General features: G+C 33.2%; 27 protein-coding genes. 19 read left to right on the top strand and 8 right to left on the bottom strand.

The window, feature by feature from the left end:
• The first annotated feature begins 1 nt into the window (after window position 1).
• The 5 genes from ACF91D_RS16155 to ACF91D_RS16135 all read left to right on the top strand — a co-directional run bounded on the left by ACF91D_RS16155 (window position 2) and on the right by ACF91D_RS16135 (window position 3123).
• Window positions 2–448, top strand: a complete 447-nt coding sequence (locus tag ACF91D_RS16155; RefSeq protein ID WP_042739104.1) for a molybdenum cofactor biosynthesis protein MoaE — start codon at window positions 2–4, stop codon at window positions 446–448.
• 3 nt (window positions 449–451) lie between these two features.
• On the top strand, window positions 452–685 hold the full coding sequence (moaD, locus tag ACF91D_RS16150; protein WP_042739103.1) for a molybdopterin converting factor subunit 1: 234 nt from the start codon (window positions 452–454) through the stop codon (window positions 683–685).
• 7 nt (window positions 686–692) lie between these two features.
• Entirely contained in the window at window positions 693–1301 is a 609-nt protein-coding gene (gene mobA / locus ACF91D_RS16145) for a molybdenum cofactor guanylyltransferase MobA (RefSeq protein WP_042739102.1), read from the top strand.
• Window positions 1302–1315: 14 nt separating this feature from the next.
• Complete coding sequence (moaA, locus tag ACF91D_RS16140; RefSeq protein WP_107526581.1) at window positions 1316–2338, top strand: GTP 3',8-cyclase MoaA; 1023 nt, start codon at window positions 1316–1318, stop codon at window positions 2336–2338.
• A gap of 437 nt (window positions 2339–2775) precedes the next feature.
• Complete coding sequence (locus ACF91D_RS16135; RefSeq protein ID WP_107527117.1) at window positions 2776–3123, top strand: SarA family transcriptional regulator; 348 nt, start codon at window positions 2776–2778, stop codon at window positions 3121–3123.
• Between the two features lie 119 nt (window positions 3124–3242).
• Here ACF91D_RS16135 and ACF91D_RS16130 read toward each other — a convergent pair whose 3' ends face one another.
• The gene (locus tag ACF91D_RS16130; RefSeq protein ID WP_107527118.1) at window positions 3243–4448 is read right to left on the bottom strand and encodes an MFS transporter; all 1206 of its coding nucleotides are present in this window, start codon (window positions 4446–4448) and stop codon (window positions 3243–3245) included.
• A 1-nt stretch (window position 4449) separates the two neighbouring features.
• Window positions 4450–4884 (bottom strand): MarR family winged helix-turn-helix transcriptional regulator, encoded by a 435-nt coding sequence (locus ACF91D_RS16125; RefSeq protein ID WP_042739098.1) that lies wholly within the window; start codon window positions 4882–4884, stop codon window positions 4450–4452.
• Window positions 4885–5107: 223 nt separating this feature from the next.
• Between ACF91D_RS16125 and ACF91D_RS16120 the strand changes: the two genes are divergently transcribed.
• The 3 genes from ACF91D_RS16120 to ACF91D_RS16110 all read left to right on the top strand — a co-directional run bounded on the left by ACF91D_RS16120 (window position 5108) and on the right by ACF91D_RS16110 (window position 10880).
• Entirely contained in the window at window positions 5108–5869 is a 762-nt protein-coding gene (locus ACF91D_RS16120) for a VOC family protein (protein WP_107527119.1), read from the top strand.
• A gap of 371 nt (window positions 5870–6240) precedes the next feature.
• Window positions 6241–7491, top strand: coding sequence for a lipid II:glycine glycyltransferase FemX (locus tag ACF91D_RS16115; RefSeq protein ID WP_107512193.1), 1251 nt, complete (start codon window positions 6241–6243; stop codon window positions 7489–7491).
• A 239-nt stretch (window positions 7492–7730) separates the two neighbouring features.
• Window positions 7731–10880, top strand: coding sequence for an efflux RND transporter permease subunit (locus ACF91D_RS16110; RefSeq protein WP_119624457.1), 3150 nt, complete (start codon window positions 7731–7733; stop codon window positions 10878–10880).
• Window positions 10881–11233: 353 nt separating this feature from the next.
• On the opposite strand, the gene mspA is transcribed toward ACF91D_RS16110, so the two are convergent.
• Window positions 11234–11551 carry a membrane stabilizing protein MspA gene (gene mspA, locus ACF91D_RS16105; RefSeq protein ID WP_042739093.1) on the bottom strand — a complete coding sequence of 106 codons (318 nt, stop codon included), beginning with the start codon at window positions 11549–11551 and terminating at the stop codon, window positions 11234–11236.
• Window positions 11552–11616: 65 nt separating this feature from the next.
• Window positions 11617–11793, bottom strand: coding sequence for an SE1832 family protein (locus ACF91D_RS16100; RefSeq protein ID WP_182475073.1), 177 nt, complete (start codon window positions 11791–11793; stop codon window positions 11617–11619).
• Window positions 11794–11951: 158 nt separating this feature from the next.
• Between ACF91D_RS16100 and ACF91D_RS16095 the strand changes: the two genes are divergently transcribed.
• Window positions 11952–12860 (top strand): AEC family transporter, encoded by a 909-nt coding sequence (locus tag ACF91D_RS16095; RefSeq protein WP_042739092.1) that lies wholly within the window; start codon window positions 11952–11954, stop codon window positions 12858–12860.
• Between the two features lie 309 nt (window positions 12861–13169).
• Here the strand turns inward: ACF91D_RS16095 and ACF91D_RS16090 are convergent, their stop codons facing one another.
• The 3 genes from ACF91D_RS16090 to ACF91D_RS16080 form a co-directional block, all read right to left on the bottom strand.
• Window positions 13170–13961, bottom strand: a complete 792-nt coding sequence (locus ACF91D_RS16090) for a glucose 1-dehydrogenase (protein ID WP_042739091.1) — start codon at window positions 13959–13961, stop codon at window positions 13170–13172.
• A gap of 108 nt (window positions 13962–14069) precedes the next feature.
• On the bottom strand, window positions 14070–14927 hold the full coding sequence (locus ACF91D_RS16085) for a RhaT/GlcU family sugar-proton symporter (protein WP_107527121.1): 858 nt from the start codon (window positions 14925–14927) through the stop codon (window positions 14070–14072).
• A 366-nt stretch (window positions 14928–15293) separates the two neighbouring features.
• Complete coding sequence (locus ACF91D_RS16080) at window positions 15294–16166, bottom strand: GNAT family N-acetyltransferase (protein ID WP_107527122.1); 873 nt, start codon at window positions 16164–16166, stop codon at window positions 15294–15296.
• Between the two features lie 125 nt (window positions 16167–16291).
• On the opposite strand from ACF91D_RS16080, the gene ACF91D_RS16075 reads away from it, so the two are divergent.
• Entirely contained in the window at window positions 16292–18430 is a 2139-nt protein-coding gene (locus ACF91D_RS16075; RefSeq protein WP_107589333.1) for a DNA topoisomerase III, read from the top strand.
• 111 nt (window positions 18431–18541) lie between these two features.
• Entirely contained in the window at window positions 18542–19876 is a 1335-nt protein-coding gene (locus ACF91D_RS16070; protein ID WP_107513317.1) for an NCS2 family permease, read from the top strand.
• A gap of 403 nt (window positions 19877–20279) precedes the next feature.
• Here the strand turns inward: ACF91D_RS16070 and ACF91D_RS16065 are convergent, their stop codons facing one another.
• A complete protein-coding gene (locus tag ACF91D_RS16065) occupies window positions 20280–20666 on the bottom strand; it encodes a hypothetical protein (protein WP_119624459.1) in 387 nt (128 codons plus the stop codon).
• A gap of 363 nt (window positions 20667–21029) precedes the next feature.
• On the opposite strand from ACF91D_RS16065, the gene rpsJ reads away from it, so the two are divergent.
• The 8 genes from rpsJ to rpsC form a co-directional block, all read left to right on the top strand.
• Window positions 21030–21338, top strand: a complete 309-nt coding sequence (rpsJ, locus tag ACF91D_RS16060; RefSeq protein ID WP_001118667.1) for a 30S ribosomal protein S10 — start codon at window positions 21030–21032, stop codon at window positions 21336–21338.
• Between the two features lie 26 nt (window positions 21339–21364).
• Window positions 21365–22024 (top strand): 50S ribosomal protein L3, encoded by a 660-nt coding sequence (gene rplC / locus ACF91D_RS16055; protein WP_107512200.1) that lies wholly within the window; start codon window positions 21365–21367, stop codon window positions 22022–22024.
• A gap of 27 nt (window positions 22025–22051) precedes the next feature.
• Complete coding sequence (gene rplD, locus ACF91D_RS16050) at window positions 22052–22675, top strand: 50S ribosomal protein L4 (protein WP_042739084.1); 624 nt, start codon at window positions 22052–22054, stop codon at window positions 22673–22675.
• Window positions 22675–22950 (top strand): 50S ribosomal protein L23, encoded by a 276-nt coding sequence (gene rplW / locus ACF91D_RS16045; protein WP_042739083.1) that lies wholly within the window; start codon window positions 22675–22677, stop codon window positions 22948–22950. The genes rplD and rplW overlap by 1 nt, the downstream gene beginning before the upstream one ends.
• A gap of 30 nt (window positions 22951–22980) precedes the next feature.
• The gene (gene rplB, locus ACF91D_RS16040; RefSeq protein WP_107526893.1) at window positions 22981–23814 is read left to right on the top strand and encodes a 50S ribosomal protein L2; all 834 of its coding nucleotides are present in this window, start codon (window positions 22981–22983) and stop codon (window positions 23812–23814) included.
• A 64-nt stretch (window positions 23815–23878) separates the two neighbouring features.
• Complete coding sequence (gene rpsS / locus ACF91D_RS16035) at window positions 23879–24157, top strand: 30S ribosomal protein S19 (protein WP_019468644.1); 279 nt, start codon at window positions 23879–23881, stop codon at window positions 24155–24157.
• 28 nt (window positions 24158–24185) lie between these two features.
• On the top strand, window positions 24186–24539 hold the full coding sequence (rplV, locus tag ACF91D_RS16030; RefSeq protein WP_002482617.1) for a 50S ribosomal protein L22: 354 nt from the start codon (window positions 24186–24188) through the stop codon (window positions 24537–24539).
• A gap of 23 nt (window positions 24540–24562) precedes the next feature.
• Window positions 24563–24896 (top strand): 30S ribosomal protein S3 (rpsC, locus tag ACF91D_RS16025; protein ID WP_392437352.1); only part of this gene is annotated, 334 nt, incomplete at its 3' end.

Genomic DNA, 24896 nt, shown 5'->3' with positions numbered 1-24896 from the left:
AATGAAACAATTCGAAATTGTAACTCAACCTATCAAGACAGAACAATATCGGGAATTTGTGTTAAATGAAAAGCAAGGTGCTGTTGTAGTATTTACGGGACATGTTCGTGAGTGGACAAAAGGTATTAGAACTGAATATCTTGAATATGAAGCGTATATACCAATGGCGGAGAAAAAATTAAAGCAAATTGGTGATGAAATTGAAGCGCAATGGCCAGGTACAATTACTGCGATTGTGCATAGAATTGGTCCATTAAATATTTCGGACATAGCAGTATTAATTAGTGTGTCATCACCACATAGAAAAGATGCATATGCAGCAAATGAATATGCTATTGAACGCATCAAAGCTATCGTCCCAATATGGAAGAAAGAAATCTGGGAAGATGGTGCACAATGGCAAGGTGACCAACGTGGTAAGCATGAAGATTCTGTAGGAAGGTGTTAAACGATGAGGGTACTTTATTTTGCAGAACTTAGGGAATTATTGGATAAGCACGATGAAGAAATTGATTTAAGTTATGATATTACTGTGAAATCATTTGTACAACATATCATAGAACGTTATCCAGAAATTGCAAAGGTGAAGTTTCAGATTGCAGTAAATGAAGAGTTTGTAAAGGATGACGACATTGTACAATCAAATGATACAGTCGCATTAATTCCACCAGTTAGCGGAGGTTAAGAGAGAAATGAAAGCAATTATACTTGCCGGAGGACAATCAGAGAGATTCGGTGAACCTAAAGCTTTTGCGGAGATTGATTCACAACCATTTTATCGTAGAATCATCGATGTATTAGAGGCTACGAATATGTTTAATCAAATTATTATTAGTACAAATGATCAGTTACAGGATAAATTTGACTATCCACATATTCTAGTAGATGAAGCACAACATAAAAATAAAGGGCCTTTGGCAGGTATTCATGCAGCTATGAAAACTTATCAAGAAGAAGAATTATTCTTCGTGATTTCGGTCGATACGCCTATGATTACTCAAAAGGCAGTAAGTAAGCTCTATCAATTTATGGTGGAACATTTAATAGATGACCAACTTGATGTCGCTGGTTTTAAAGAAGGTGAACAACCTATACCAACGATTGCATTTTATCATCCAAGGACTATGGAACAGATAGAAGCGGCCTTAACTTCTGACGATTACAGTCTGAAGCATGTTTATCATCAAGTCGTAACGGATTGGTTAGATGTTAATCAAATTGATTCGACTGAATATTGGTACAAAAATATAAACTATCAGCAAGATTTGGACTCTTTAAAGTTTCGTATATTGAATAGATAAGGAGGCCTGTGAATATGGTTGAACAAATAACTGATAAACTCGGTCGTCCTATTAGAGATTTAAGGTTGTCAGTTACTGACCGTTGCAATTTTAGATGTGATTATTGCATGCCTAAGGAAATTTTCGGTGATGATTTTGTCTTTTTACCTAAAGATGAATTATTAACGTTTGATGAAATGGTACGTATTGCTGCACTTTATACGCAGTTAGGTGTCAAAAAAATACGCATCACAGGTGGAGAACCGTTACTGAGACGTGATTTATATAAACTGATAGCTAAACTTAACGAACTTGAGGGCATTGAAGATATTGGTTTGACAACAAATGGATTGTTGCTCAAGAAACATGGTTTGAACTTGTATAATGCAGGGTTAAGACGTCTGAATATTAGTCTTGATGCAATAGATGATCAGGTGTTCCAAAGTATAAATAATAGAAACATTAAAGCGACTACTATTTTAGAACAAATTGACTATGCGCTGTCTATTGGTTTTCACATCAAAGTAAATGTAGTGATACAAAAAGGTGTGAATGATGATCAAATATTGCCAATGCTTGAATATTTTAAACATCGTAATATTGAAATAAGATTTATTGAATTTATGGATGTTGGTAATGATAATGGTTGGGATTTTAGTAAAGTAGTCACTAAAGATGAAATGTTATCTATGATTGAAAATGAGTTTGATATAGAGGCGGTAAAGCCTAAATACTATGGTGAAGTAGCAAAGTACTATAGACATAAAGATAACGGTGTACAATTTGGTTTGATTACAAGCGTGTCACAATCATTTTGTAGTACGTGTACACGTGCACGTTTATCATCCGATGGGAAATTTTATGGGTGTTTATTTAGTGAAGTCGATGGATTTGATGTCAAATCGCTTATGCGCTCAGGTGCCTCAGATGAAACACTATTAGAACAATTTAAAACATTATGGAAAATAAGAGATAATCGGTATTCTGACGAACGTACTGAACAAACTGTAGCGAATCGTAAAAAAAATAAAATAAATATGAACTATATAGGTGGTTAAGTATACACTTAATATTATTTAATTAAAACAATCACATAAGTGTCTAATTTAACTCAAATAGTTATAAATTAAAAAGGAACATCTCCAATTAATACGAGGTGTTCCTGTTTTATTTTTTATTTAGTACTTTTAAAGGAGTGAAAGATGTCGCTGTACATACTTGAAAGTAAATACTTTATGGTAGATTCAGTGTATTTACATGTTAACTTTACATATTTTGTAATAATTTAAAATAACATTTATAGATTTTAGGTAATACAAAAATATTGTGATATGAATAATAGGGTATATAAATAGAATCCAATAGTAGAATTTAATTATTTATTTGAATTAAAATAATAGATTTATTGAAGAAAGTGTTATATAATATTTAAAAAGCTTATTCATTAAAAATAGCCATTAATACAACTAGAGAAGACAATGAGGAGGCACGCATTATGGAAAGTAAAGTATCTTATTTTATAACTTCCGAAAGGGCGTTAAGTCAATTAAAGCATTGGTTAAAGTCAGTGCACAGTTTATCTATTGAAGAATTTGTGGTTTTATATAAAGTATACGAAGCCACAAAAATCAGTGGTAAGGAATTACGTGACACATTACATTTTGAAATGTTATGGGACACAAGTAAAATTGATGTGATAATTAGAAAAATTTATAAAAAGGAATTATTGTCAAAAGTACGATCTGAGACTGATGAGCGTCAGGTGTTCTATTACTATAATGAGACACAACATGAAGCGTTACATGACATTATTAAAGAAATTGAGCATATCAACGTTCCTTAATATAATAAGTTGAAAATTAATACATTAGACTTTAGTTTATATGCGGGATATTCACTAAAGTAAAAAACGAGGGTTATCGGTTTGAAAATTATCGATAACCCTCGTTTTTTGTTATTGAATTAATATGATTCCATGTCTTTTACTTTGCGACCATGTACTAAATAATAAATGATTAAGGTAATGATAACGACAACAGCCATGACACCGTATAGTTGAGCGTACGTCATAGTTGATGTAGCAAATCCAAGTACATATGGACCAAAGCCTAATCCTAAATCTAATCCAATAAAGTAAGTAGAAGTGGCAATACCATATTTAGTCGGTGGTGATACTTTAATGGCAATAGCTTGCATACATGATGAAATATTACCATATCCTGCACCTAATAACAGACCAGCTAATACTAACATCCAGCCACTATGCGTTAAACTTAGTACTAAAAATGTTAAAAATAACAAAATGAACGAAGGATACGCTACTACATTTTCTGTTTTTTGATCCATTAATCGACCGGCAATGGGTCTAGTTATTAATGATGCTATGGCATAGAAAATAAAGAAGTAGCTTGCAAGTGAGACTAAATCAATTTCTTTAGCGAAAAATTGTAAAAATGTCAGAATAGATGAATATGTTAGGCCAGCTATTAACATAATAACGGCAACGGGTACTGCTTCTTTTGCAATATAGTTGCTAAGATTAAATCCTTTGCGCTTAGTCGTAGGTGTTGAAGTTTCATTAGTGATTTCAAACTTCACATTAACGAAGAAAGAAATAATAAAGCTGACAATACCACAAATTAAACAAATAAAGAATAATAGTTTGATTGGAAAACTATTGATTAATAATAAGCCAAAGAATGGTCCGATTGCAGCACCTATAACTAGGCTTAATGAGAACAAGCTAATACCTTCACTTTTTCTTTCGGAAGGTGTTACATACGCTGCAATTGTACCAGTTGCAGTAGTTGTAATACCTGTGGCAATACCATTAATTAATCTTGTGAACATTAAGAAGGACAATGAACCTTCAATAAAATAACAAAGCTGTGTGATTAAGAGAAAAGCTAGTCCTATTAATAATATACGCTTAGGACCAATTTTATTTACATATTTACCAGTAGCAAATCGACCGATAAGTGACCCGATGATAAATAATCCGGACACTAAACCAGCAACACTGTCAGAGGCATGATAAACTTCTTTCGTATAACTGGCAACGATAACGATTAACAAGTACATACATAAGTAGACTAAAAAGTTAGTGATAAAGTTAATGTTAAAGCTTTTTGTCCAAATTGGTGTCTTTAAATTTGAACGATCAGACATGTTATGATTCCTCCATTTTATTAATTTGTTCGTGAATTAAGCGGATGGTGTGATATGTTTCAGCGAGTTGGTCTGCTGAAATACCTGCTTCTTTAATAATTTCATCCTGAATCCCTTCTATGCGTTCGCTCATTTGCGAGAATAATAATCTTCCATCGTCAGATAAGGATAGCTTTTTTTCTCTTTTATCTTTTCCTTGTTCGATGATGAGTAGAGATTTTTCTGAAAGCGCCTTTAGGATTTTTCGCGTAGTTGGCTTTTCTATAGCGCGTCGTTTCGAAATTTGAACTAACGTTGTAGGTGCATTTTGAGATATATCTTTTAACACGAGCCATTGAGCGGGAAAGAGTTCGAAGTCATCAAATACTGGTTGAAATAGTTTGATATAAGGTCGATAAACACCAGTTAATTGATTGAAAAGCAAAGTTGTATCCATATAATCCTCCCTAATAGTTAGCTAAGCTAACTTGTTTATAACAATTAATATTGTAAACCTATTCTTTAAATAAAGCAATACTAGATTATCTATAATTCAAGTAGGGTAATGAATAAACAATTGAAATTTATAACAATAAAAGACGACTGAATATTGTTTTGACGGGTAATAAACCTTATTATTTGTTAAAATTAATAAGATATTAAAGGTTAGGGGATTGTCTATGAAAGAATTAAAGTTGGATCATATTATTCACTATATTCAACAGCTCAATGATTTTAAATATCCTGGTCACATTTTAAAATTAAATCAAGGTGGACAGCACGAACGACTAGGCACATTTAACAGATTAGCTTATTTGAATAATGCTTATATTGAATTATTAGATGTAAATAAACCTGAAGTCTTACAAAAAATAATTAAAACTGAAGAAGGACGTGTTTCATTTCCTTCAAAGATAGTACAAGACGACTATAAGCAAGGTTTAAAGACAATTGCATTTCAAACATCAGATATCGATCAAGTTAAAAGTGACTTGGAGGAAAAGGGTGTCGAGGTCATTGGCCCGGTAAATATGCAACGTGAAAATAAAAAGGGTCATAAAACAACATGGAGATTATTATATATTGCGGATCCTGATTATAGAGTTAAACCGCCATTTTTTATTCAATGGGATGAGATTGAAGAAGTTAGAAATAAAAAAATTGAACCATTTAAACAAAAAGAATTTACTGTTAAAGGAATCGTTATTAATAGTACAGAACGTGCTCACACAGTTGAAAAGTGGTGCAAATGGTTTAACATGAAAATCGTAGATGAAACAGCCACTTATTCAGATCTCAAGTTGGAAAATGACCCAATCATCTATCGTATTAATGATGGACATTATTCAGGTTATAAAACGATTCAATTAACAGATAATAAAACAACTTCATCATATACGTTGATTATTAGAGGTGCCAATTATCAATTTGAAGCTGATTAATAGATATAAAGGTATACACTATGTGCAATCAATGCTATATGAATGATTGAAACGAGAAGTGTAACGATTGTCAATATCGTGATATATCGATTGACGCGCAATAATAATAGAAAAATGGATAATACAAAACTAAGAAATGCTAAAATAATTCTAATACTTAAAAATGAAACTGTTAATGCTTGAGTTATATCATGAAATATAAAAATAATATTGATAATTAATAGTAAACTTAAAATAATAATACGCATTACCTTTACCTCTTTTTTAATTTTTAATATAGTATAGCAAATGAATGGTAAATATGTGAAAGAATGTTTGAAGCAATGTATAATACTTAATGTACTGTAATGATAAAGGAGACATCAGTTTTTATGGAAAAGATGAATATCACAAATCAAGAACATGATGCATTTGTAAAGGCTCACCCGCAAGGTGATTTATTACAATTGACAAAATGGGCAGAAACAAAAAAACTAACGGGTTGGTATTCAAGACGAGTCGCAGTTGGGGAAGCTGGAGAAATCGTTGGAGTTGCTCAACTATTATTTAAAAAAGTGCCCAAACTACCATTTACGTTATGTTATATCTCAAGAGGCTTTGTAACTGATTATAGTAATAAATTAGCATTAGAAACATTATTAGAAGCCACTATGCAAATTGCTAAAGAAGAAAAAGCCTATGCAATTAAAATTGATCCAGATGTTGAAGTTGAACATGGAACTGAAGCTTTAACAAATCTAAGAGCATTAGGCTTTAAGCATAAAGGCTTTAAAGAAGGTTTATCTAAAGATTATATTCAACCTCGCATGACGATGATTACGCCAATTGATAAGACTGATGAAGAATTAATTCAAAGCTTTGAAAGACGAAACCGTTCTAAAGTAAGATTGGCTTTAAAACGAGGTACCACTGTTGAACGTTCAAATCGCGAAGGTTTGAAGACATTTAGTAATTTAATGAAGATTACAGGTGAAAGAGATGGCTTCTTAACGCGAGATATAAGTTATTTTGAAAATATTTATGATGCGTTACATCCAGATGGCGATGCTGAATTATTCTTAGTGAAATTGGAACCTAAACCTGTATTAAAGGAATTACGTGAAGAATTAGCAGGTATTGAAGCAGAAAAAGTGAAATTAAGTGAGAAAAAACAAGATAAAAAAACATTAAATAAAATCAATGATGCTGATAATAAGATAGCAAAAACAACGGAACTTATTACAGAAATGGAAGGCTTGGAAGCTAGTCATCCAGACGGTATTTATTTATCTGGTGCCTTACTCATGTTTGCAGGTAAAAAATCTTATTATTTATATGGTGCATCTTCGAATGATTATAGAGACTTTTTACCTAATCACCATATGCAATTTGCTATGATGCAATATGCAAGAGAAAATGGTGCAACTTCTTATGACTTTGGGGGAACTGATAATAATCCAGATAAAGATTCATCACATTATGGTTTGTGGACCTTTAAAAAAGTATGGGGAACATACTTAAGTGAAAAAGTCGGAGAATTTGACTATGTGTTAAACAAGCCACTTTACCAAGTCATTGAAAATGTTAAACCTAAATTAACCAAAGCAAAAATTAATATTTCAAGAAAATTAAAGCGAAAATAATATAGCAAATGATTAAAATAATCCCTAGCGATTTGAAACAACACATTAGTTTAAGCAATTGTCCTTACAATGTAGCGTTATCAAATAGGTTAGGGATTTTGTTATGTTGAAAAATAAACAAATAGTAGCAGATAAGAAAGATAGATAATCTTTTTAAAATAATTTAGTAAAGCTATATTGTATCCTGTGATATTGTGGTAAATTGATGTTGTTAGTGAAAAATGAGAGGAGCTATGGGAATGATAAAGAAGATGCTACAGTTCTCGCTAGGGAATAAATTTGCAATCTTTTTAATGGTGTTACTCGTTATTCTAGGCGGGCTTTATTCAAGCTTTAAAATGAAACTTGAATTATTGCCAGATGTTGAAACACCAATGATTACAGTTCAAACAACTATGCCGGGTGCAACACCAGAGACAGCTAAAACTGAAATTAGTGATAAGATTGACGAACAAATTCGATCGATGGCCGATGTAAAAAATGTTAGTGCGCAATCCATTCAGAACGCATCGATTGTTTCTGTTGAATACAGAGAAGGTACTGACTTAGACAGTGCTGAAAATAAATTGAAAAAAGAACTAGATAAGATCAAATTTGGGGAAAATGTTGAAGAGCCAGAATTAAAAAGACAAACGATGAATGCTTTTCCAATCGTTGCGTATTCTTTTACTTCTAAAGACAATGATTTAAAAAGTACGACGAAAAAATTAGAACAGCAATTATTACCTAAATTGCAAACCATTGATGGTGTACAGAACGCACAATTAAATGGACAAACAACACGTGAAGTAACAATTAAATTTAAACAAAGCGCATTAGAAAAAAGTGGTTTGACAGCGGATAGTGCACAACAATACATAAAGAGTGCTACAAGTGAAACACCACTGGGATTATTTCAATTTGATGATAAAGAGAAATCGATTGTCATTGATGGACAATTTAATTCTATCGATGGTCTGAAAAATTTAGAAATACCATTATCTGCAGCTAGTGCAACATCTGGGAATAGCGATGACCAAAGCAATGCGTCAGCCAGTGGGCAAGATGCTATGGCAGGTACTTCTGTTACTAACACGAGTCAATTAACTAAAGTACCATCAGTTAAATTAGCCGATATTGCTAATGTTTCTATTGGTGATGAAAGAAAATCAATTTCTAAAACGAATGGTAAAAATGCAGTTAATGTCCAAGTGATTAAAGCACAGGATGCAAACACAGTTCAAGTAGCTAAAGATACTAAGAAAGAGATCGACAAATTCGTTAAAGCCAATCCTGAATTAAAAGATACAAAAGTTATGGATACGGCTAAACCGATTGAAGACGCGATTAATACTATGATTGAAAAGGCAATCTTAGGTACAATTTTTGCTATCATCATTATCTTACTCTTCTTGAGAAATATTAGAACAACGGCTATATCAGTAGTATCTATACCGATGTCTATTTTAATAGCTATGGTAGCATTGAAATTATGCAATGTATCATTAAATATACTTACACTAGGTGCCTTAACTGTGGCAATCGGACGTGTTATTGATGATTCAATCGTCGTGGTTGAAAATATCTATCGTAGATTATCAGATAAAGGTGAGGTATTAGTAGGGGATAGTTTAATTATAGATGCAACGAGAGAAGTATTTAAACCAATTATGTCATCCACTATTGTGACAATCGTTGTCTTCTTACCATTAGCATTTGTATCAGGGTCAGTAGGTCAGATGTTTAGACCGTTTGCCTTAGCGATTGCCTTTAGTTTACTTGCATCGCTGCTGGTCTCAATTACGATAGTACCTGCATTAAGTGCTAGTTTATTTAAAAAGGGTATTAAACGTCCACGTACTGAAAATTTAGGTATCGTAAGTAAGCAATATCAACGTATACTCAAATGGTCGCTCAATCATAAATGGATTGTCATTATTGTAAGTACAGTGTTATTAATTTTTAGTATAGGATTAGGTGCTGCCAAATTGGGTACGAGCTTTATTTCTACTGGTGACGATAAATATATGGCATTGACATATACTCCAAAACCAGGGGAAACAAAGCAAAGTGTTTTAAAACATGCTGAGAAAGTGCAAAATTATTTGAATGATAAGGATAAAGTTAAAACTGTACAATATTCAGTAGGTGGAGAAACACCAACTGATCCAACGGGCAGTTCGAATAGCCTAGCACTAATGGTTGAGTATGATTCTGACACACCTCATTTTGATGAAGAACCTGATAAAGTGTTAAACCATATCAAACATTACCACCATCCTGGTGAATGGTCTAATCAAGACATGGGTACAGGTGGTACGAATAACAAATTGGAAATTACTGTGACAGGTCCGTCATTAGATGCAATTAAAGGTACTGTGAAATCAATAGAACGTGAAATGGAACATACAAAAGGTCTAGCAAATGTAAAATCTGATTTGACAGAGACTTATGAGCAATACAATGTCAAAGTAGATCAGAATAAAGCTAGTGAGAACGGATTATCTGCATCACAATTAGCTATGACTTTAAGTCAGAATGCACCAGAGCAAGCAATAACAAAAGTAAAAGAAAATGGTAAATCAGTTGACGTAAAAGTGAAGAAAGATAAAGAAACACATTGGACAAAAGAAAAATTAGAAAAGACAGAGCTTCAAACTCCAACTGGAAAGACAATTCAATTAAGCGATATCGCAAGTTTAGAGAAATCATCTACACCTAATAAAATTGAGACCAAAGCTGGAGATTATGCGACAAAAGTTTCAGCTAAAGTTACACAAAATGATGTTGGAACAGTGTCTCAAAAAGTATTGTCTAAGGTTGATAAATTAGATAAACCAAATAATGTAAAAGCGAGTGTTGGTGGTGCGAACGAAGATATTTCAAATGCAATTATCCAACTTTCTGTTGCTATGTTAGCGGCAATTATCATTGTGTATTTGGTCCTAGTGTTAACATTTAAAGGTGGTTTAGCACCATTTGCAATTTTGTTCTCACTACCATATACAATTATAGGTGTTGTTATAGCACTTGTTATAACAGGAGAAACAATTTCTGTTCCAAGTATGATTGGTATGTTGATGTTAATAGGTATTGTTGTAACCAATGCCATTGTACTAATTGACAGAGTGATTAATAAGCAACATGAAGGCTTAGATATGAAAGCAGCTTTAATTGAAGCGGGGGCAACACGTATTAGACCAATATTAATGACAGCATTAGCTACAATTGCAGCCTTAATACCAATGCTGTTTGGTGAAAATAGTTCAATACTTATTTCGAAAGCAATGGCGGCAACTGTAGTTGGCGGATTAGTTTCTTCGACTGTATTAACTTTAATCGTCGTACCTGTTATTTATGAATTATTATTTACAATGAAAAATAAATTATTTAAACATCGAAAATCATAAAGAAAATGATTCTAGCTTGTGCACTCATTTATAAAACGAAGTGCCTTCTAGCTAATATGAATAAAAGGCAATTTCTATCTTACTGTGATAGAAATTGTCTTTTTTTGCTGCATAGATGTACAGAAATTTTGAATAACAATGATATGGACGTTAAATTATTGAAGGTTAGTGATTAATGGTTAAAAGGGAGTACTAAAAGGTAATGGCATGTTAGTAATTGAATATGCATGTGTAAACTAATATCGCTAGCTAGAAAAGGCTAAACAAATGCCCCAAAATGAAATTTATAGTTCCACTTTGGGGCATTGTTATAAGTATGATGTTCTAAACACTGCTGCACTACTCAACTCAATTTAGTAAAGGACAAGTGTTAAGATGACATAAATTATGATTAAACCAAGGCTAATCATATTTAATATTTGAATTGCTTTTTTATCTTGCTTTAAATGTTTAAATGCAGTAATTTCAACATTACCAACGATTAGTAATAATAATATAAATACCCACCAGTTGACTGCAGGGAAGGATAATGTTGTGATTGCAACTACAAATAATAATAATAGTGCCATAATTATACGTAAAATGCGTGTAATAATTGTATCCATCTTAAATATACTTATGTAACTAACTATTAAATAGAGTATTGGTAAAAATATTAGATAAAGTTGCATTAAATAACATCCTTTCTATAATTCGCTATTAATCTTAGCATGTTAAAAATAGATTTACTAGGATATTATTTATCTTCTTTTTGACTAATTTCTGAACGGACAGCAGCTATTTCTTGTTCCAGTTCATCTAATTGCTTTAATAACGGATCAGTTTGTTGATTTACTGATTCGCGTTTTTCTAAATCACCTTGTAAACGAACATAGTCATGTTTAAGTTCAATAAGTTTTTGATTTAAATCCATATATTATAAACTCCTTTAAGCTACTAATTTAAAAAAATTGAAAATCACATAAAGTATAACATGAAACTGAAAGCTTCTAAAATTACCAAAATGTATGTTAAAGTATGAAAATAGATTGTAAATTATATTTGAAAAAATAAAATGAAAGAAGGATTATTGTGACGCAACAATTTATCATAATCATTTTACTGATTGCTTTAGGTTACACCCTTAAGAGAATTAATTACTTTAAGGCGAATGATAGTCAAGTATTCTCTACACTCGTCCTTAATGTCACGCTTCCTTCTTTGGTTATTGTAAACTTAAATAAAGCGGATTTAGATGTGTCATTATCAATTTTACCTATTATGATGATTGCTTATGGCATTATTGCAAAGATTATTGTAGTATGGTTCTTTTTAAAATACGATAACCATGTAAGAGGCGCAACTGGTATGATGATGGCCTCTTTAAATATTGGGCTATTTGCTTATCCACTAGTCGAAGCGATTTGGCCAGAATCTGGAATGATTTATTTTGGTATGGCCGACATCGGTGGGGCAATTATTATGTTTGGTGTAACGTACTTTGTTGGTAGTTACTTTAGTAGTGGTGGAGATAGCTTTGATTTTAAATATTTAGGTAAGAATTTACTACGCTCTGTACCATTGATGACCTATATTATTATGTTTATCTTGAACATGGCGAATATTCATTTTCCTAAACCTGTAATTGACTTTTTCACAGTATTATCAGGCGCGAATATGCCATTGTCCATGATATTACTTGGTTTGATGTTGAACTTTAGTATAGATAGACGATTTTTACCAATTGCTTTGAAATATATTGGTATCCATTACGGTCTAGGTATTATTGCAGGATTGTTAGTACATTTCTTCCTACCAGTGAGTGATAATATGGTGAAGACAACACTACAAGTGGCTTGGTTATTACCTGTAGGTGTTGCGATTATTCCATATTCTATACAGTTTAAGTATAAGACTTTGCCATTAGTTGGAATGGTTACTAATTTAACAATAGTTATAAGTATTGTTATACTGTATATCTATCAAGCTATCTTCGTGTAACGGAAATTCTAGATGAAAATGATGGTGTAATGCGAATAGGAATACATGAGACAAATGAGCTGTAATGATATTTGTAGTTAGAAACTATAAGGTCATTTAGCTCATTTTTATTGTATTGGAGATATTATAGATTTAACTAGTCTATTTATGTGAATGTTAAAAAAGTATATTCCTTTTTGAGCATATAAAAAAAGCGAGTGAAACTAATGATGTTTCACTCGCTTAATTTAGTGGTTTACAGTTGCCAATGTTTGAATAATAACAAAGGATTTGTTAAACCACATCATAGTATATAGAAGTTTATGATGATTAACCTTTACCACCCATAAATGCAGGGTAGTTAGTCATACCACCATCAACATAAATTGTTGTTCCGTGAATATAACTTGCTAAATCTGAAGCTAAGAATAAAGCAACGTTTGCTACTTGATCAGCTTCACCAATTTCTTTTGCAGGAATCATTTCAAGTGTTTCTGCACGTGTAGTTGGGTCAGAGAATTTTTCTCTAGTGTGCTCTGTTACAATTGCCCCTGGTGAGATGTTGTTAATTCTAATGCCGTATTGCGCGTATTCCATAGACATTGTTTCCATCATTAATTTTAATCCGCCTTTACTAGCTGCATAGTTAGCATAGTTTGGCCATGGAATTGTATCATGAACACTTGAAGTGTTTAAAATAACACCTTTCTTATCTTCTTTGAAGAATTGATTAACAGCAGCTTTTGATCCAATGAAAGCACCAGTTAAGTTAATGTCGATAACTTTTTGCCATTCTTCTAAAGGCATTTCATGTGTTGGAATTGGTTTTTCGAAACCAGCGTTATTGATCATAATATCAAGCGTACCAAATGTGTCTACTGCAGTTTGTACTAAACGATTAACGTCAGCTTCAACAGAAACGTCTGCTTGAACTTTAATAGCTTGGCCACCAGCTTCTTCAATTAACTTAATTGATTGATCAACATCTTCTACGTGGTGTTCTGAGCGGTAGTTCATAACTACTTTTGCTTCTGCTTTACCAAATGCTTCTGCGAATGATTTACCAATTCCGCTACCAGCACCAGTGATTACAACAACTTTATCTTTTAAATCTGTGAACATAATTTTGACTCCTCCTAGTAAAATATCATGCGCTCATCAAATGACAAGTGCATTCGCCCCAATGAGATATAATACGCCTACATTAAAACATTAGTCTAGTAATTGAACTTAACCTTTTAAATTTCCTAATACAAAGGCTGCAATAATAATAAGTACAATACCAGCCCAGATACCAATCATTTGACGCTTATCTTTACGTTCGCCTAACAAGAAGATACCTCCAAGTGTTGAGACGATGACAAGTAATTGTGAAAATGAGAAACTAGTTGCTACACCAACTTTAGGTTGTGAATAGAACATAAATAGGTTACCTATACCCCAAACGACACCCGGTATTAAGTTCCATACAGTACTTTTAATTGATGTTTCATGTTTCATTGATAAGATAAGTCCACCAATCGCCATACCGATTGATTGGAAGAATAATGCGCTTGTTCCATCGACACCAAAGATTTGTGCGATAACGACGTAAACAACATAACCAATCGTTGAAATTAATAAGATTGGCATTGCTTTGCCGAAATTGCTATTACTTTCAGAAGCTTCGTTTTTACCTTTGATAGATGTTAATGTAATACCTACCACAAGTAGAACCATTGCTACAAGACCTAAAATGACTTGAGTACTTGTGCTCCATTCTCCTAGGAAAATAGCACTAAATAACGTTGTACCAACCAATTGTAAACCTGTTGAAATTGGCATTGTTTTTGAAACACCAATTAAACTTACTGATTTCAATTGGTAACCTTGACCTAGTGCCCAGAAAGCACCAGAAATCAATCCGACAATAATTACGGTAATGTCATCAAATTTTGCATTACCAGTTAGTAATAAGATAATACCAATAATTAATGCACCGAATGTGGTACCTCTAATTTGGTTATAAGGTCCTCCACCGACAAATACATTAATTAATACTACACTACCCCAAAATAGCGCAGGTAATAAGGCAATTAATAAATCCATACTACACTCACTCTTTCTATATTTATTTTTACTTTCCTTCCCCAATAAAAACAACCATTAAAATTGTCTCCAAGAATACATTCTAAATGAAAACTTTAATATAGTAAAAACATGTGTTCAAAAATAAAAGTAAAATTACATTTAAATTGCTAAAAGTTTCATTTTGAAAGGATAATAATACACAAAAAAAGAGTGAGATAGAAATCTTGTTTTGCTAAATAGATTTCATTATCCCACTATAATGAATGTATATATGTTGATACGTTGACGAATACAAGTATTTATTTCAATTCGATATTGCTAGTTATAGCACTTTACACAATGGAAGACGTAACTAGATTTAAATTTAGACGATAACTTCAAGCACTATTCAATATGACTTGCTACATATTTAAATTTTCTATATTCATAATTTATATTAAAACCAAGTTCATTAAATCGTTCAACTAAGGTATTATTTTTGCTGCGAATCTTAAAGTAAATCTTGTTTATATCGTAATGCGTAAATGCATAGTGGAGTGCATGTGATAATAAATCAAAGGCAATCCCCATCAGTCGATAGTCACTGTGTGATGAAAAATATTTAATTTCAGCATTATGATTACCTTCGAATACTTGTAAATAGAGATAACCTTTTAACAAGCCTTCAGACATAAAGATAAATAAACGATTATTGTCATCCAGTGAGTCTATAATTTCATCTGCAGTCATTACATCATGTTTAAATGTCCGCTGGTGTAACTTTGCGAATGCACGGTAATATGCTGGTTTATACTCAGTGATGTTTTGTGCATGTTCAATTTCTCCAACATCCTGTGATGTGATTAAATGATAATCTGTAAAGCTATAAGATGCTTGAATGTGTTTCATAAACTTACTATAGTTTTGCTCATTTTCTTCAAATGAAAAGTTAAAGTTTGCAGTGTCTGGTTTGCTATTGGCTAATGTAATAAATAAGTCGTGGTACATTTGTAAATCTGGCGTTGTATTATGCTTTATAAATGGACCTAATACTTTATATTTATTTTCCTCGTATTTAAAAGCAAGTATGAGCATTATGATCTCGTTGTTATCGTCTAAATGAGCATAGACACCTGGATCTTCAATTGCTTTTTCAATCTGTGCTTTGATTGCCTCTCTTGCTTGAGGAAGTTTATACAAATAAGAAGCCGAGTGATAGTCTGCATCATTTATAAAACTTGTAATTTGGTCATAATCATTTAGTTTGATCGTTTTCATATAGCTACCTCCGTCAGATGAACTATTTCCTTAATTATAAGAATTTTTTATGTTAAATGGAAGTTATGATGTATTATATACGTGTTACAATAGATAAGATATTGATTTTTTGAAAGGACGTTATTATGAAATCACTAATAATTGCTGAAAAACCTTCAGTAGGTAGAGATATAGCTAACAGCTTAAATATAAATGAAAAGCGCAATGGTTACTTTGAAAATAATAAATATATCGTAACATGGGCACTCGGTCATTTAGTAACAAATGCAACACCTGAACAATACGACGCTAAATATAAAGAATGGAAATTAAATGTTTTACCTATTATACCAAATAAAATGAAAACTGTAGTCATATCTAAGACAAGAAAACAATTTTCTACGGTACAAGCATTAATAAATAATAACAAAGTAAATGAGATTATCATTGCGACGGACGCTGGTAGAGAAGGTGAACTCGTTGCACGTCTAATATTAGATAAAGCACATAATAAAAAGCCTATCAAACGTTTATGGATTAGTTCCGTTACAACGAAAGCAATTAGAGACGGATTTAACAAGTTACAAGATGGACGTAAGTTTAATAATTTATATCGCGCAGCATTGGCCAGAAGTGAGGCGGATTGGATTGTAGGTATCAACGCAACACGAGCGTTGACTACAAAGTATGATGCACAATTATCATTAGGACGTGTACAGACACCGACAATTCAGCTTGTTCAAATGAGACAAAATGAAATTAATCAGTTTAAACCTGAAACGTATTATACAATGTCTGTCAAAGCAAATGGATTAACGTTACAATTAGCAAAACCCCAGTCACATAAAGATAAAAAGGTATATGACACGATAAAACAGAAAGTTGTTGGTCAAGAGGGTACTATACAATCGATTAAACGTAATCATAAAAAGGCATACCCACATCAATTATTCAGTTTGACTGATTTACAACAAGAAGCATATAAACGATATCATTTTGGACCAAAGGAAACATTAAATACGTTACAAACATTATATGAACGACATAAGCTCGTAACTTATCCAAGAACAGATTCAAATTATTTAACCGATGATATGGTAGACACACTTAAAGACCGTGTTAACGCAATCATGGGCACGTCATTAAAGGATGTAGCTAAACAACAACTTAAACAAAAGTTTTCTCCGAAACAAAGGTTTATTAATAATAACAAAGTATCAGATCACCATGCGATAATTCCAACAGAAGTTCGTCCAGATATGAATGCTTTGAGTCCACGAGAAAGCAAAGTCTATATGTTAATTGCTGAAAGATTTTTGGAAAATCTTTTGCCAGCTTATGAATACGAAGCAATAATTATGGAATTTACTGTAAATGGTTATACGTTTAACTTTAAAGACAAAGTAACTACGAAATTAGGGTTCAAAGCTATCTCTGAATACAACGAAAAATCAACAGAACAACTTGATGGATTACAACAAGGTGCTACATTAAAAGTGAATCAAGCCAATATCGAACAACACGAAACGACGCCACCGCCATATTTTAATGAAGGCTCGTTACTTAAAGCTATGGAGAGTCCTCAGAAATTCTTTGATTTAAATAATCGTAAACATCAACATACATTGAAGGAAACTGGTGGTATAGGAACTGTAGCAACACGCGCAGATATAATTGAAAAACTATTTAATATGAATGCTATAGAAGTGAGAGATAGTAAAATTAAAGTAACTTCAAAAGGAAAGCAAATTCTAGAATTAGCACCACAAAAATTAACTTCACCATTGTTAACTGCGGAATGGGAAGAAAAGCTTGCGTTAATTGAACGTGGAAAATATAATGCGGATAAATTTATAGAGGAAATGAAACAATTTACCAATGACGTCGTTAATGAAATAAAAGAGAATGATAAAAAATATAAACACGATAATTTAACAACTACAGAATGTCCAACTTGTGGAAAATTCATGATTAAAGTACAAACTAAAAATGGACAAATGTTAGTTTGCCAGGATCCAAGTTGTAAAACTAAGAAAAATGTACAGAGAAAAACAAATGCTCGCTGTCCTAACTGTCATAAAAAGATGACTCTATTTGGTAGGGGGAAAGATGCTGTTTATCGTTGCGTATGTGGCCATACAGAAACACAGGTACAAATGGATAAACGTCTTAAAAATAAAAAGTCAGATAAAGTAAATAAAAAAGACATGAAAAAATATATGAATCAGAACGAAACAATCGAAAATAACCCATTCCAAGATGCGTTAAAAGGGTTAAAGTTCTAGTTTTATAGTGTATAAATGATTGTTTAATTAATAAAGTTCGTGTTTGCTATTGTAAAATACTACAATTGGTATTAAAATATTAAGGTATTTTCAAAAAAAGGAGAACTAACCGTGAAAAAGTATTTCAAGTTTGATCAGCATGGCACAAACTATAAAAAAGAGATACTTGGTGGGCTGACAACTTTCTTGTCAATGGCATATATTTTGGCTGTTAACCCTCAAGTACTAAGTTTAGCAGGTGTAAATGGCGTTTCAGATGACATGAAAATGGATCAAGGTGCTATTTTTGTTGCCACAGCACTTGCAGCATTTGTGGGTTCATTATTTATGGGACTTATTGCTCGCTATCCGATTGCTCTAGCACCGGGTATGGGATTAAATGCATTCTTTGCATTTACTGTAGTATTAACAATGGGAATACCTTGGCAAATTGGTTTGACAGGCGTGCTATTTTCAGGAATTGTCTTTGCGATATTAACAATGACAGGGCTACGGGAAACAATTATTAATGCCATACCCTATCAGATGAAAATGGCAGTATCAGCAGGTATTGGTTTATTTATTACCTTTGTAGGTTTACAAAGTGCAGGTATTATAGTAAAGGATAAATCAACACTTGTTACCTTGGGTCACATTACAGATGGACCTGTTATATTGGCTGTTATAGGAATTATTGTAACAGTAATCTTATATGCGCTAAGAGTACCAGGTGCAATCTTTGTAGGTATGGTGATTACATCTATACTAGGAATGATTACTGGATTGATACATACACCAAGTAGTGTAGTTGGTCATGTACCAAGTATTGAACCAACATTTGGTGCTGCATTTGAGGCATTTAAAGATCCGAGTCAACTCTTAACGGTTCAATTCTTAATTGTTATCTTAACGTTCCTATTCATTGATTTCTTTGATACTGCTGGTACATTAGTAGCGGTTGCTTCTCAAGCGGGAATAATGAAAGATAATAAATTACCTCGAGCTGGTAGAGCATTGTTCTCAGATTCATTAGCAACAATCGTCGGTGCGATATTTGGAACAACGACAACGACATCATATATTGAATCAACATCAGGTGTCGCAGTCGGTGCTAGAACTGGATTTGCTAGTATTGTAACAGGATTTTGTTTCTTATTAGCGATATTCTTTAGTCCGTTAATGGAAGTGGTAACAAGTGCTGTAACAACACCAGCCCTCGTTGTAGTAGGTGTATTAATGGCAGCGAACTTTGCGGAAATAGATTGGAAGAAATTTGAAGTGGCAGTTCCAGCATTTGTAACGATTATTATGATGCCATTATCTTATTCAATTGCTACTGGTATTGCATGTGGCTTTATCTTTTATCCAATTACTATGTTAATTTCTAAGAGACATAAAGAAGTACATCCAATTATGTACGGTCTAATGGTATTATTCATCCTATACTTTATCTTTGTACATGGTTAATTATAACTACACATTTTAGATAACGTGACGAGCACTACATAAGAAGTGCAAAATCAAACATTATAAAATAATAAGCTGTCTCATTCTTCAATTAAACAAGAGTGAGGCAGCTTTTTTATAACTAATGTTATTTGAAAATACTCATACACAAAGCTTGCTTATAAAAATACATATATAATATGAAAAAGGCAATTTCTATAACCTATAAATAGAAATTACCTTATACTGTGATCAGTCAATCTAACCAACTATTCAATTATTATTCGAAAATAGCTTTTAATAGAAAAAGAAACCTACTTTGAATCGTGTTTCTTCATTATATAGATGTAAACAATGATTTGATAAATTACTTTAAAATAACAAAGAAATCAGTTAAACTATCATTGTAAATTTACAACCGCTATTATTTATTATCATCCTTGTATTGTGTGTACACAACTTTTGCATTTTTGTTTGGCACATATATCGGAGCAGATAAGAGAATAAATATAAAAAATAATAATAAGAAAAATAAAATCCAGTGAATGATCATTCCGATGACAGGTATAAATGCTATAAATGAACCTATAATACCAAGCAATGGAATAATTGCCATTGGTTTAATACTATTCTGTTTATCTACTATTAAAATAATCATCATAATCAAATATAAAAGAACGTTAATAAGTAATGGCTGCCAACCGAAACTTAATATAATGCTACCACCTAAAAATGGAATGCCATATACGAACTCCCCAATGATTAAAATTAAACTCAATATCAATAATAAAGTTCTAATACCACTTTTCATTATAAATCGTCACCACCTAACAATCATATTATAAAACATAATAAACAATATATATAATAAAAAGGATAAGCGAAATAGTGAAATAACAATTGTAATATGAAAAAAATTACAAAATAGGTTGAACTGTCAGCGTAATTCAAGTACAATAACAAAGTATGTGTTAGACGAAAAGTTGAAAAAACTTTTATGAAAAAGCTTGATAAATCACGTTTTTTCATGTAACATATCTAATGTTGGACTTTAAGAACACGCGATGAAGCGAAAGGTTACTGACACACCCGGCCGCTTTGCCATGGCGCTGTGTGAGATAGTTTTCGTGGAGAAGTCTATCACTTAAATGTAGACGAATAAGGAGGGAAAATTATGGCAAAACAAAAAATCAGAATCAGATTAAAAGCTTATGATCACAGAGTAATCGATCAATCAGCAGAGAAAATTGTTGAAACTGCAAAACGTTCTGGTGCAGATGTTTCTGGACCAATTCCGTTACCAACTGAAAAATCAGTTTACACGATCATTCGTGCCGTGCATAAGTACAAAGATTCACGTGAGCAATTCGAACAACGTACACATAAACGTTTAATCGATATTGTTAACCCAACACCAAAAACAGTTGATGCACTTATGGGCTTAAACTTACCATCTGGTGTAGACATCGAAATCAAATTATAATAGAAAATTTAGGAGGTGGACTTTCGATGACCAAAGGAATCTTAGGAAGAAAAATCGGGATGACACAAGTTTTCGGAGAGAACGGTGATTTAATCCCTGTAACAGTAGTAGAAGCAAGTCAAAACGTTGTATTACAAAAGAAAACTGAAGAAGTTGATGGTTACAACGCAATTCAAGTAGGCTACGAAGATAAAAAAGCTTACAAAAAAGATAGCAGAACAAGCAAATATGCTAACAAACCAGCTGAAGGTCATGCTAAAAAAGCTGGCACAGCACCTAAGCGCTTCATTCGTGAATTCAAAAACGTTAATGTTGATGAATACGAAGTAGGTCAAGAAGTCTCAGTTAATACATTTGAAGCTGGCGACGTAATTGATGTAACAGGCGTTTCAAAAGGTAAAGGTTTCCAAGGTGCCATTAAACGTCACAATCAAGCACGTGGACCAATGTCTCACGGTTCTCATTTCCACAGAGCACCTGGTTCAGTAGGTATGGCGTCAGATGCTTCAAGAGTCTTTAAAGGACAAAAAATGCCTGGACGTATGGGCGGTAACACTGTAACAGTTCAAAACTTAGAAGTAGTTCAAGTTGACGCTGAAAACAATGTTATTTTAGTAAAAGGTAATGTACCTGGACCTAAAAAAGGTCTTTTAGAAATCACTTCATCAATTAAAGGTAATAAATAATATAAAGCGAAAGGAGGAAAATGCATAATGGCTAATTATGATGTATTAAAAGTAGACGGATCTAAAGCAGGTTCAGTTGAATTAAATGATTCAGTATTTGCAATCGAACCAAATAATGACGTTCTTTTTGAAGCAATTAACTTACAACGTGCTTCATTACGCCAAGGTACACACGCTGTTAAGAATCGTTCAGCAGTACGTGGTGGTGGACGTAAACCATGGAGACAAAAAGGTACAGGACGTGCGCGTCAAGGTACAATCCGTGCTCCACAATGGCGTGGTGGTGGTATCGTATTCGGACCAACACCAAGAAGTTATGCTTACAAAATGCCTAAGAAAATGCGCCGTTTAGCATTACGCTCAGCATTATCTTTCAAAGTTCAAGAAAGCAACTTAACTGTTGTTGATTCATTTAACTTAGATGCTCCAAAAACTAAAGAATTCAAAACAATTCTTTCTAATTTAGAACAACCTAAAAAAGTATTAGTAGTAACAGAATCAGAAGATGTAAACGTTGAATTATCAGCACGTAACATCCCAGGTTTACAAGTAACTACAGCTCAAGGTTTAAATGTTCTAGATATCACAAGCGCTGACAGTGTATTAATTACAGAAACAGCTGCTAAAAAAGTTGAGGAGGTGCTCGGATAATGGAAGCAAGAGACGTTCTTAAGCGCCCCGTAATCACTGAGAAATCTTCAGTCGCTATGGCAGAAGATAAATACACATTTGATGTAGATACTCGTGCAAACAAAACACAAGTTAAAATCGCAGTTGAAGAAATCTTTGACGTAAAAGTTGATAAAGTAAACATCATCAACTACAAACCAAAGAAAAAACGTATGGGCCGTTACCAAGGCTATACAAACAAACGCCGCGTAGCAATTGTTAAATTAAAAGAAGGATCAATCGATCTATTCAACTAAAAAATATTACCAATAAGGAGGTAAACGACAATGGCTCTAAAAAAATATAAGCCAATTACTAATGGTCGTCGTAATATGACTTCTTTAGATTTCGCAGAAATCACTAAAACGACTCCTGAAAAGTCATTATTACAACCGCTACCGAAAAAAGCGGGACGAAATAACCAAGGTAAATTGACAGTTCGCCATCATGGTGGAGGACACAAACGTCAATACCGTGTTATTGACTTCAAACGTAACAAAGATGGTATCAACGCTAAAGTTGATTCAATCCAATATGATCCAAACCGTTCAGCAAACATCGCTTTACTTGTTTACGCTGACGGAGAAAAACGCTACATCATCGCTCCTAAGAACTTACAAGTAGGTCAAGTTCTTGAAAGTGGTGAAAATGCTGACATCAAAGTAGGTAATGCATTACCATTACAATTCATCCCAGTAGGTACAGTTATACACAACATCGAATTGAAACCTGGTAAAGGTGGACAAATCGCTCGTTCAGCTGGTGCAAGTGCACAAGTACTTGGTAAAGAAGGTAAATACGTATTAATCAGATTACGTTCTGGTGAGGTTCGTATGATTCTTTCAACTTGCCGTGCTACTATTGGTCAAGTTGGTAACATCCAACATGAATTAGTTAATGTTGGTAAAGCAGGTCGTTCTAGATGGAAAGGCATTCGCCCAACAGTTCGTGGTTCTGTAATGAACCCTAACGATCACCCACACGGTGGTGGTGAAGGTCGCGCACCTATCGGTAGACCATCTCCAATGTCACCATGGGGTAAACCTACGCTTGGTAAGAAAACTCGTCGTGGTAAAAAATCATCTGACAAGCTTATCGTTCGTGGACGTAAGAAAAAATAAAAATAACTTATTTGGGTGTGCGGCGTAATCGCTGCACGCACACAATAAGAAGGGAGGCGCCACTATGGCTCGTAGTATTAAAAAAGGACCTTTCGTTGATGATCATCTTATGAAAAAAGTTGAAGCTCAAAGCGGAAGCGAGAAAAAACAAGTAATCAAGACTTGGTCACGTCGTTCAACGATTTTCCCAGATTTCATTGGTCATACATTCGCAGTATACGATGGACGTAAACACGTACCTGTATTCGTAACTGAAGATATGGTTGGTCACAAATTAGGAGAATTCGCACCAACTCGTACATTTAAAGGTCACGTAGCTGACGACAAAAAAACTAGAAGATAATTTCTAACAAGTAGAGGAGGAAATCCGAATGGAAGCAAAAGCGGTTGCTAAAACAATAAGAATCGCACCTCGTAAAGTTAGATTGGTATTAGATCTAATCAGAGGCAAAAGCGCTGGTGAAGCTATTGCGATTTTAAAATTAAAAAACAAAGCTTCATCACCTGTAGTAGAAAAATTATTAATGTCCGCTCTAGCAAATGCTGAACATAACTATGACATGAACACTGATGAGTTAATAGTTAAAGAAGCTTATGCAAATGAAGGACCAACATTAAAACGTTTCCGTCCACGTGCACAAGGCCGTGCAAGTGCGATTAACAAACGTACAAGCCACATTACAATCGTCGTAAGTGACGGTAAAGAAGAAGCTAAAGAAGCTTAATCAATTTTTAAGGAGGGAACACTGTGGGTCAAAAAATTAATCCAATCGGACTTCGTGTTGGTGTAATCCGTGATTGGGAAGCTAAATGGTATGCAGAAAAAGACTTCGCATCATTATTACACGAAGATTTAAAAATCCGTAAGTTTATTGATAACGCATTAAAAGAAGCATCAGTTTCTCACGTAGATATCGAACGTGCTGCTAATCGTATCAACATCGCTATTCATACTGGTAAACCAGGTATGGTAATCGGTAAAGGCGGTTCAGAAATTGAGAAATTACGTAACAAATTAAACTCATTAACAAACAAAAAAGTACACATCAACGTAATCGAAATCAAAAAAGTTGATTTAGATG

This window comes from Staphylococcus sp. 231237_7MaSpsaltlick (assembly GCF_043107035.1).
The sequence above is the reverse complement of the archived record's forward strand: the minus strand, read 5'-3'. Positions and strand labels throughout refer to the sequence as shown.

Bases quoted from the DNA above. Each gene is read 5' to 3' on its own strand.
- ACF91D_RS16100 (WP_182475073.1), bottom strand. From the start codon at position 11,793: ATGGATTTAAATCAAAAACTTATTGAACTTAAACATGACTATGTTCGT.
- rplV (WP_002482617.1), top strand. From the start codon at position 24,186: ATGGAAGCAAAAGCGGTTGCTAAAACAATAAGAATCGCACCTCGTAAA.
- rplC (WP_107512200.1), top strand. From the start codon at position 21,365: ATGACCAAAGGAATCTTAGGAAGAAAAATCGGGATGACACAAGTTTTC.
- ACF91D_RS16065 (WP_119624459.1), bottom strand. From the start codon at position 20,666: ATGAAAAGTGGTATTAGAACTTTATTATTGATATTGAGTTTAATTTTA.
- moaA (WP_107526581.1), top strand. From the start codon at position 1,316: ATGGTTGAACAAATAACTGATAAACTCGGTCGTCCTATTAGAGATTTA.
- ACF91D_RS16115 (WP_107512193.1), top strand. From the start codon at position 6,241: ATGGAAAAGATGAATATCACAAATCAAGAACATGATGCATTTGTAAAG.
- ACF91D_RS16155 (WP_042739104.1), top strand. From the start codon at position 2: ATGAAACAATTCGAAATTGTAACTCAACCTATCAAGACAGAACAATAT.
- ACF91D_RS16135 (WP_107527117.1), top strand. From the start codon at position 2,776: ATGGAAAGTAAAGTATCTTATTTTATAACTTCCGAAAGGGCGTTAAGT.
- ACF91D_RS16120 (WP_107527119.1), top strand. From the start codon at position 5,108: ATGAAAGAATTAAAGTTGGATCATATTATTCACTATATTCAACAGCTC.
- ACF91D_RS16075 (WP_107589333.1), top strand. From the start codon at position 16,292: ATGAAATCACTAATAATTGCTGAAAAACCTTCAGTAGGTAGAGATATA.
- rpsJ (WP_001118667.1), top strand. From the start codon at position 21,030: ATGGCAAAACAAAAAATCAGAATCAGATTAAAAGCTTATGATCACAGA.
- moaD (WP_042739103.1), top strand. From the start codon at position 452: ATGAGGGTACTTTATTTTGCAGAACTTAGGGAATTATTGGATAAGCAC.
- rplW (WP_042739083.1), top strand. From the start codon at position 22,675: ATGGAAGCAAGAGACGTTCTTAAGCGCCCCGTAATCACTGAGAAATCT.
- ACF91D_RS16090 (WP_042739091.1), bottom strand. From the start codon at position 13,961: ATGTTCACAGATTTAAAAGATAAAGTTGTTGTAATCACTGGTGCTGGT.
- ACF91D_RS16125 (WP_042739098.1), bottom strand. From the start codon at position 4,884: ATGGATACAACTTTGCTTTTCAATCAATTAACTGGTGTTTATCGACCT.
- mspA (WP_042739093.1), bottom strand. From the start codon at position 11,551: ATGCAACTTTATCTAATATTTTTACCAATACTCTATTTAATAGTTAGT.
- ACF91D_RS16085 (WP_107527121.1), bottom strand. From the start codon at position 14,927: ATGGATTTATTAATTGCCTTATTACCTGCGCTATTTTGGGGTAGTGTA.
- rpsS (WP_019468644.1), top strand. From the start codon at position 23,879: ATGGCTCGTAGTATTAAAAAAGGACCTTTCGTTGATGATCATCTTATG.
- rplB (WP_107526893.1), top strand. From the start codon at position 22,981: ATGGCTCTAAAAAAATATAAGCCAATTACTAATGGTCGTCGTAATATG.
- ACF91D_RS16130 (WP_107527118.1), bottom strand. From the start codon at position 4,448: ATGTCTGATCGTTCAAATTTAAAGACACCAATTTGGACAAAAAGCTTT.
- ACF91D_RS16080 (WP_107527122.1), bottom strand. From the start codon at position 16,166: ATGAAAACGATCAAACTAAATGATTATGACCAAATTACAAGTTTTATA.
- ACF91D_RS16110 (WP_119624457.1), top strand. From the start codon at position 7,731: ATGATAAAGAAGATGCTACAGTTCTCGCTAGGGAATAAATTTGCAATC.
- mobA (WP_042739102.1), top strand. From the start codon at position 693: ATGAAAGCAATTATACTTGCCGGAGGACAATCAGAGAGATTCGGTGAA.
- rplD (WP_042739084.1), top strand. From the start codon at position 22,052: ATGGCTAATTATGATGTATTAAAAGTAGACGGATCTAAAGCAGGTTCA.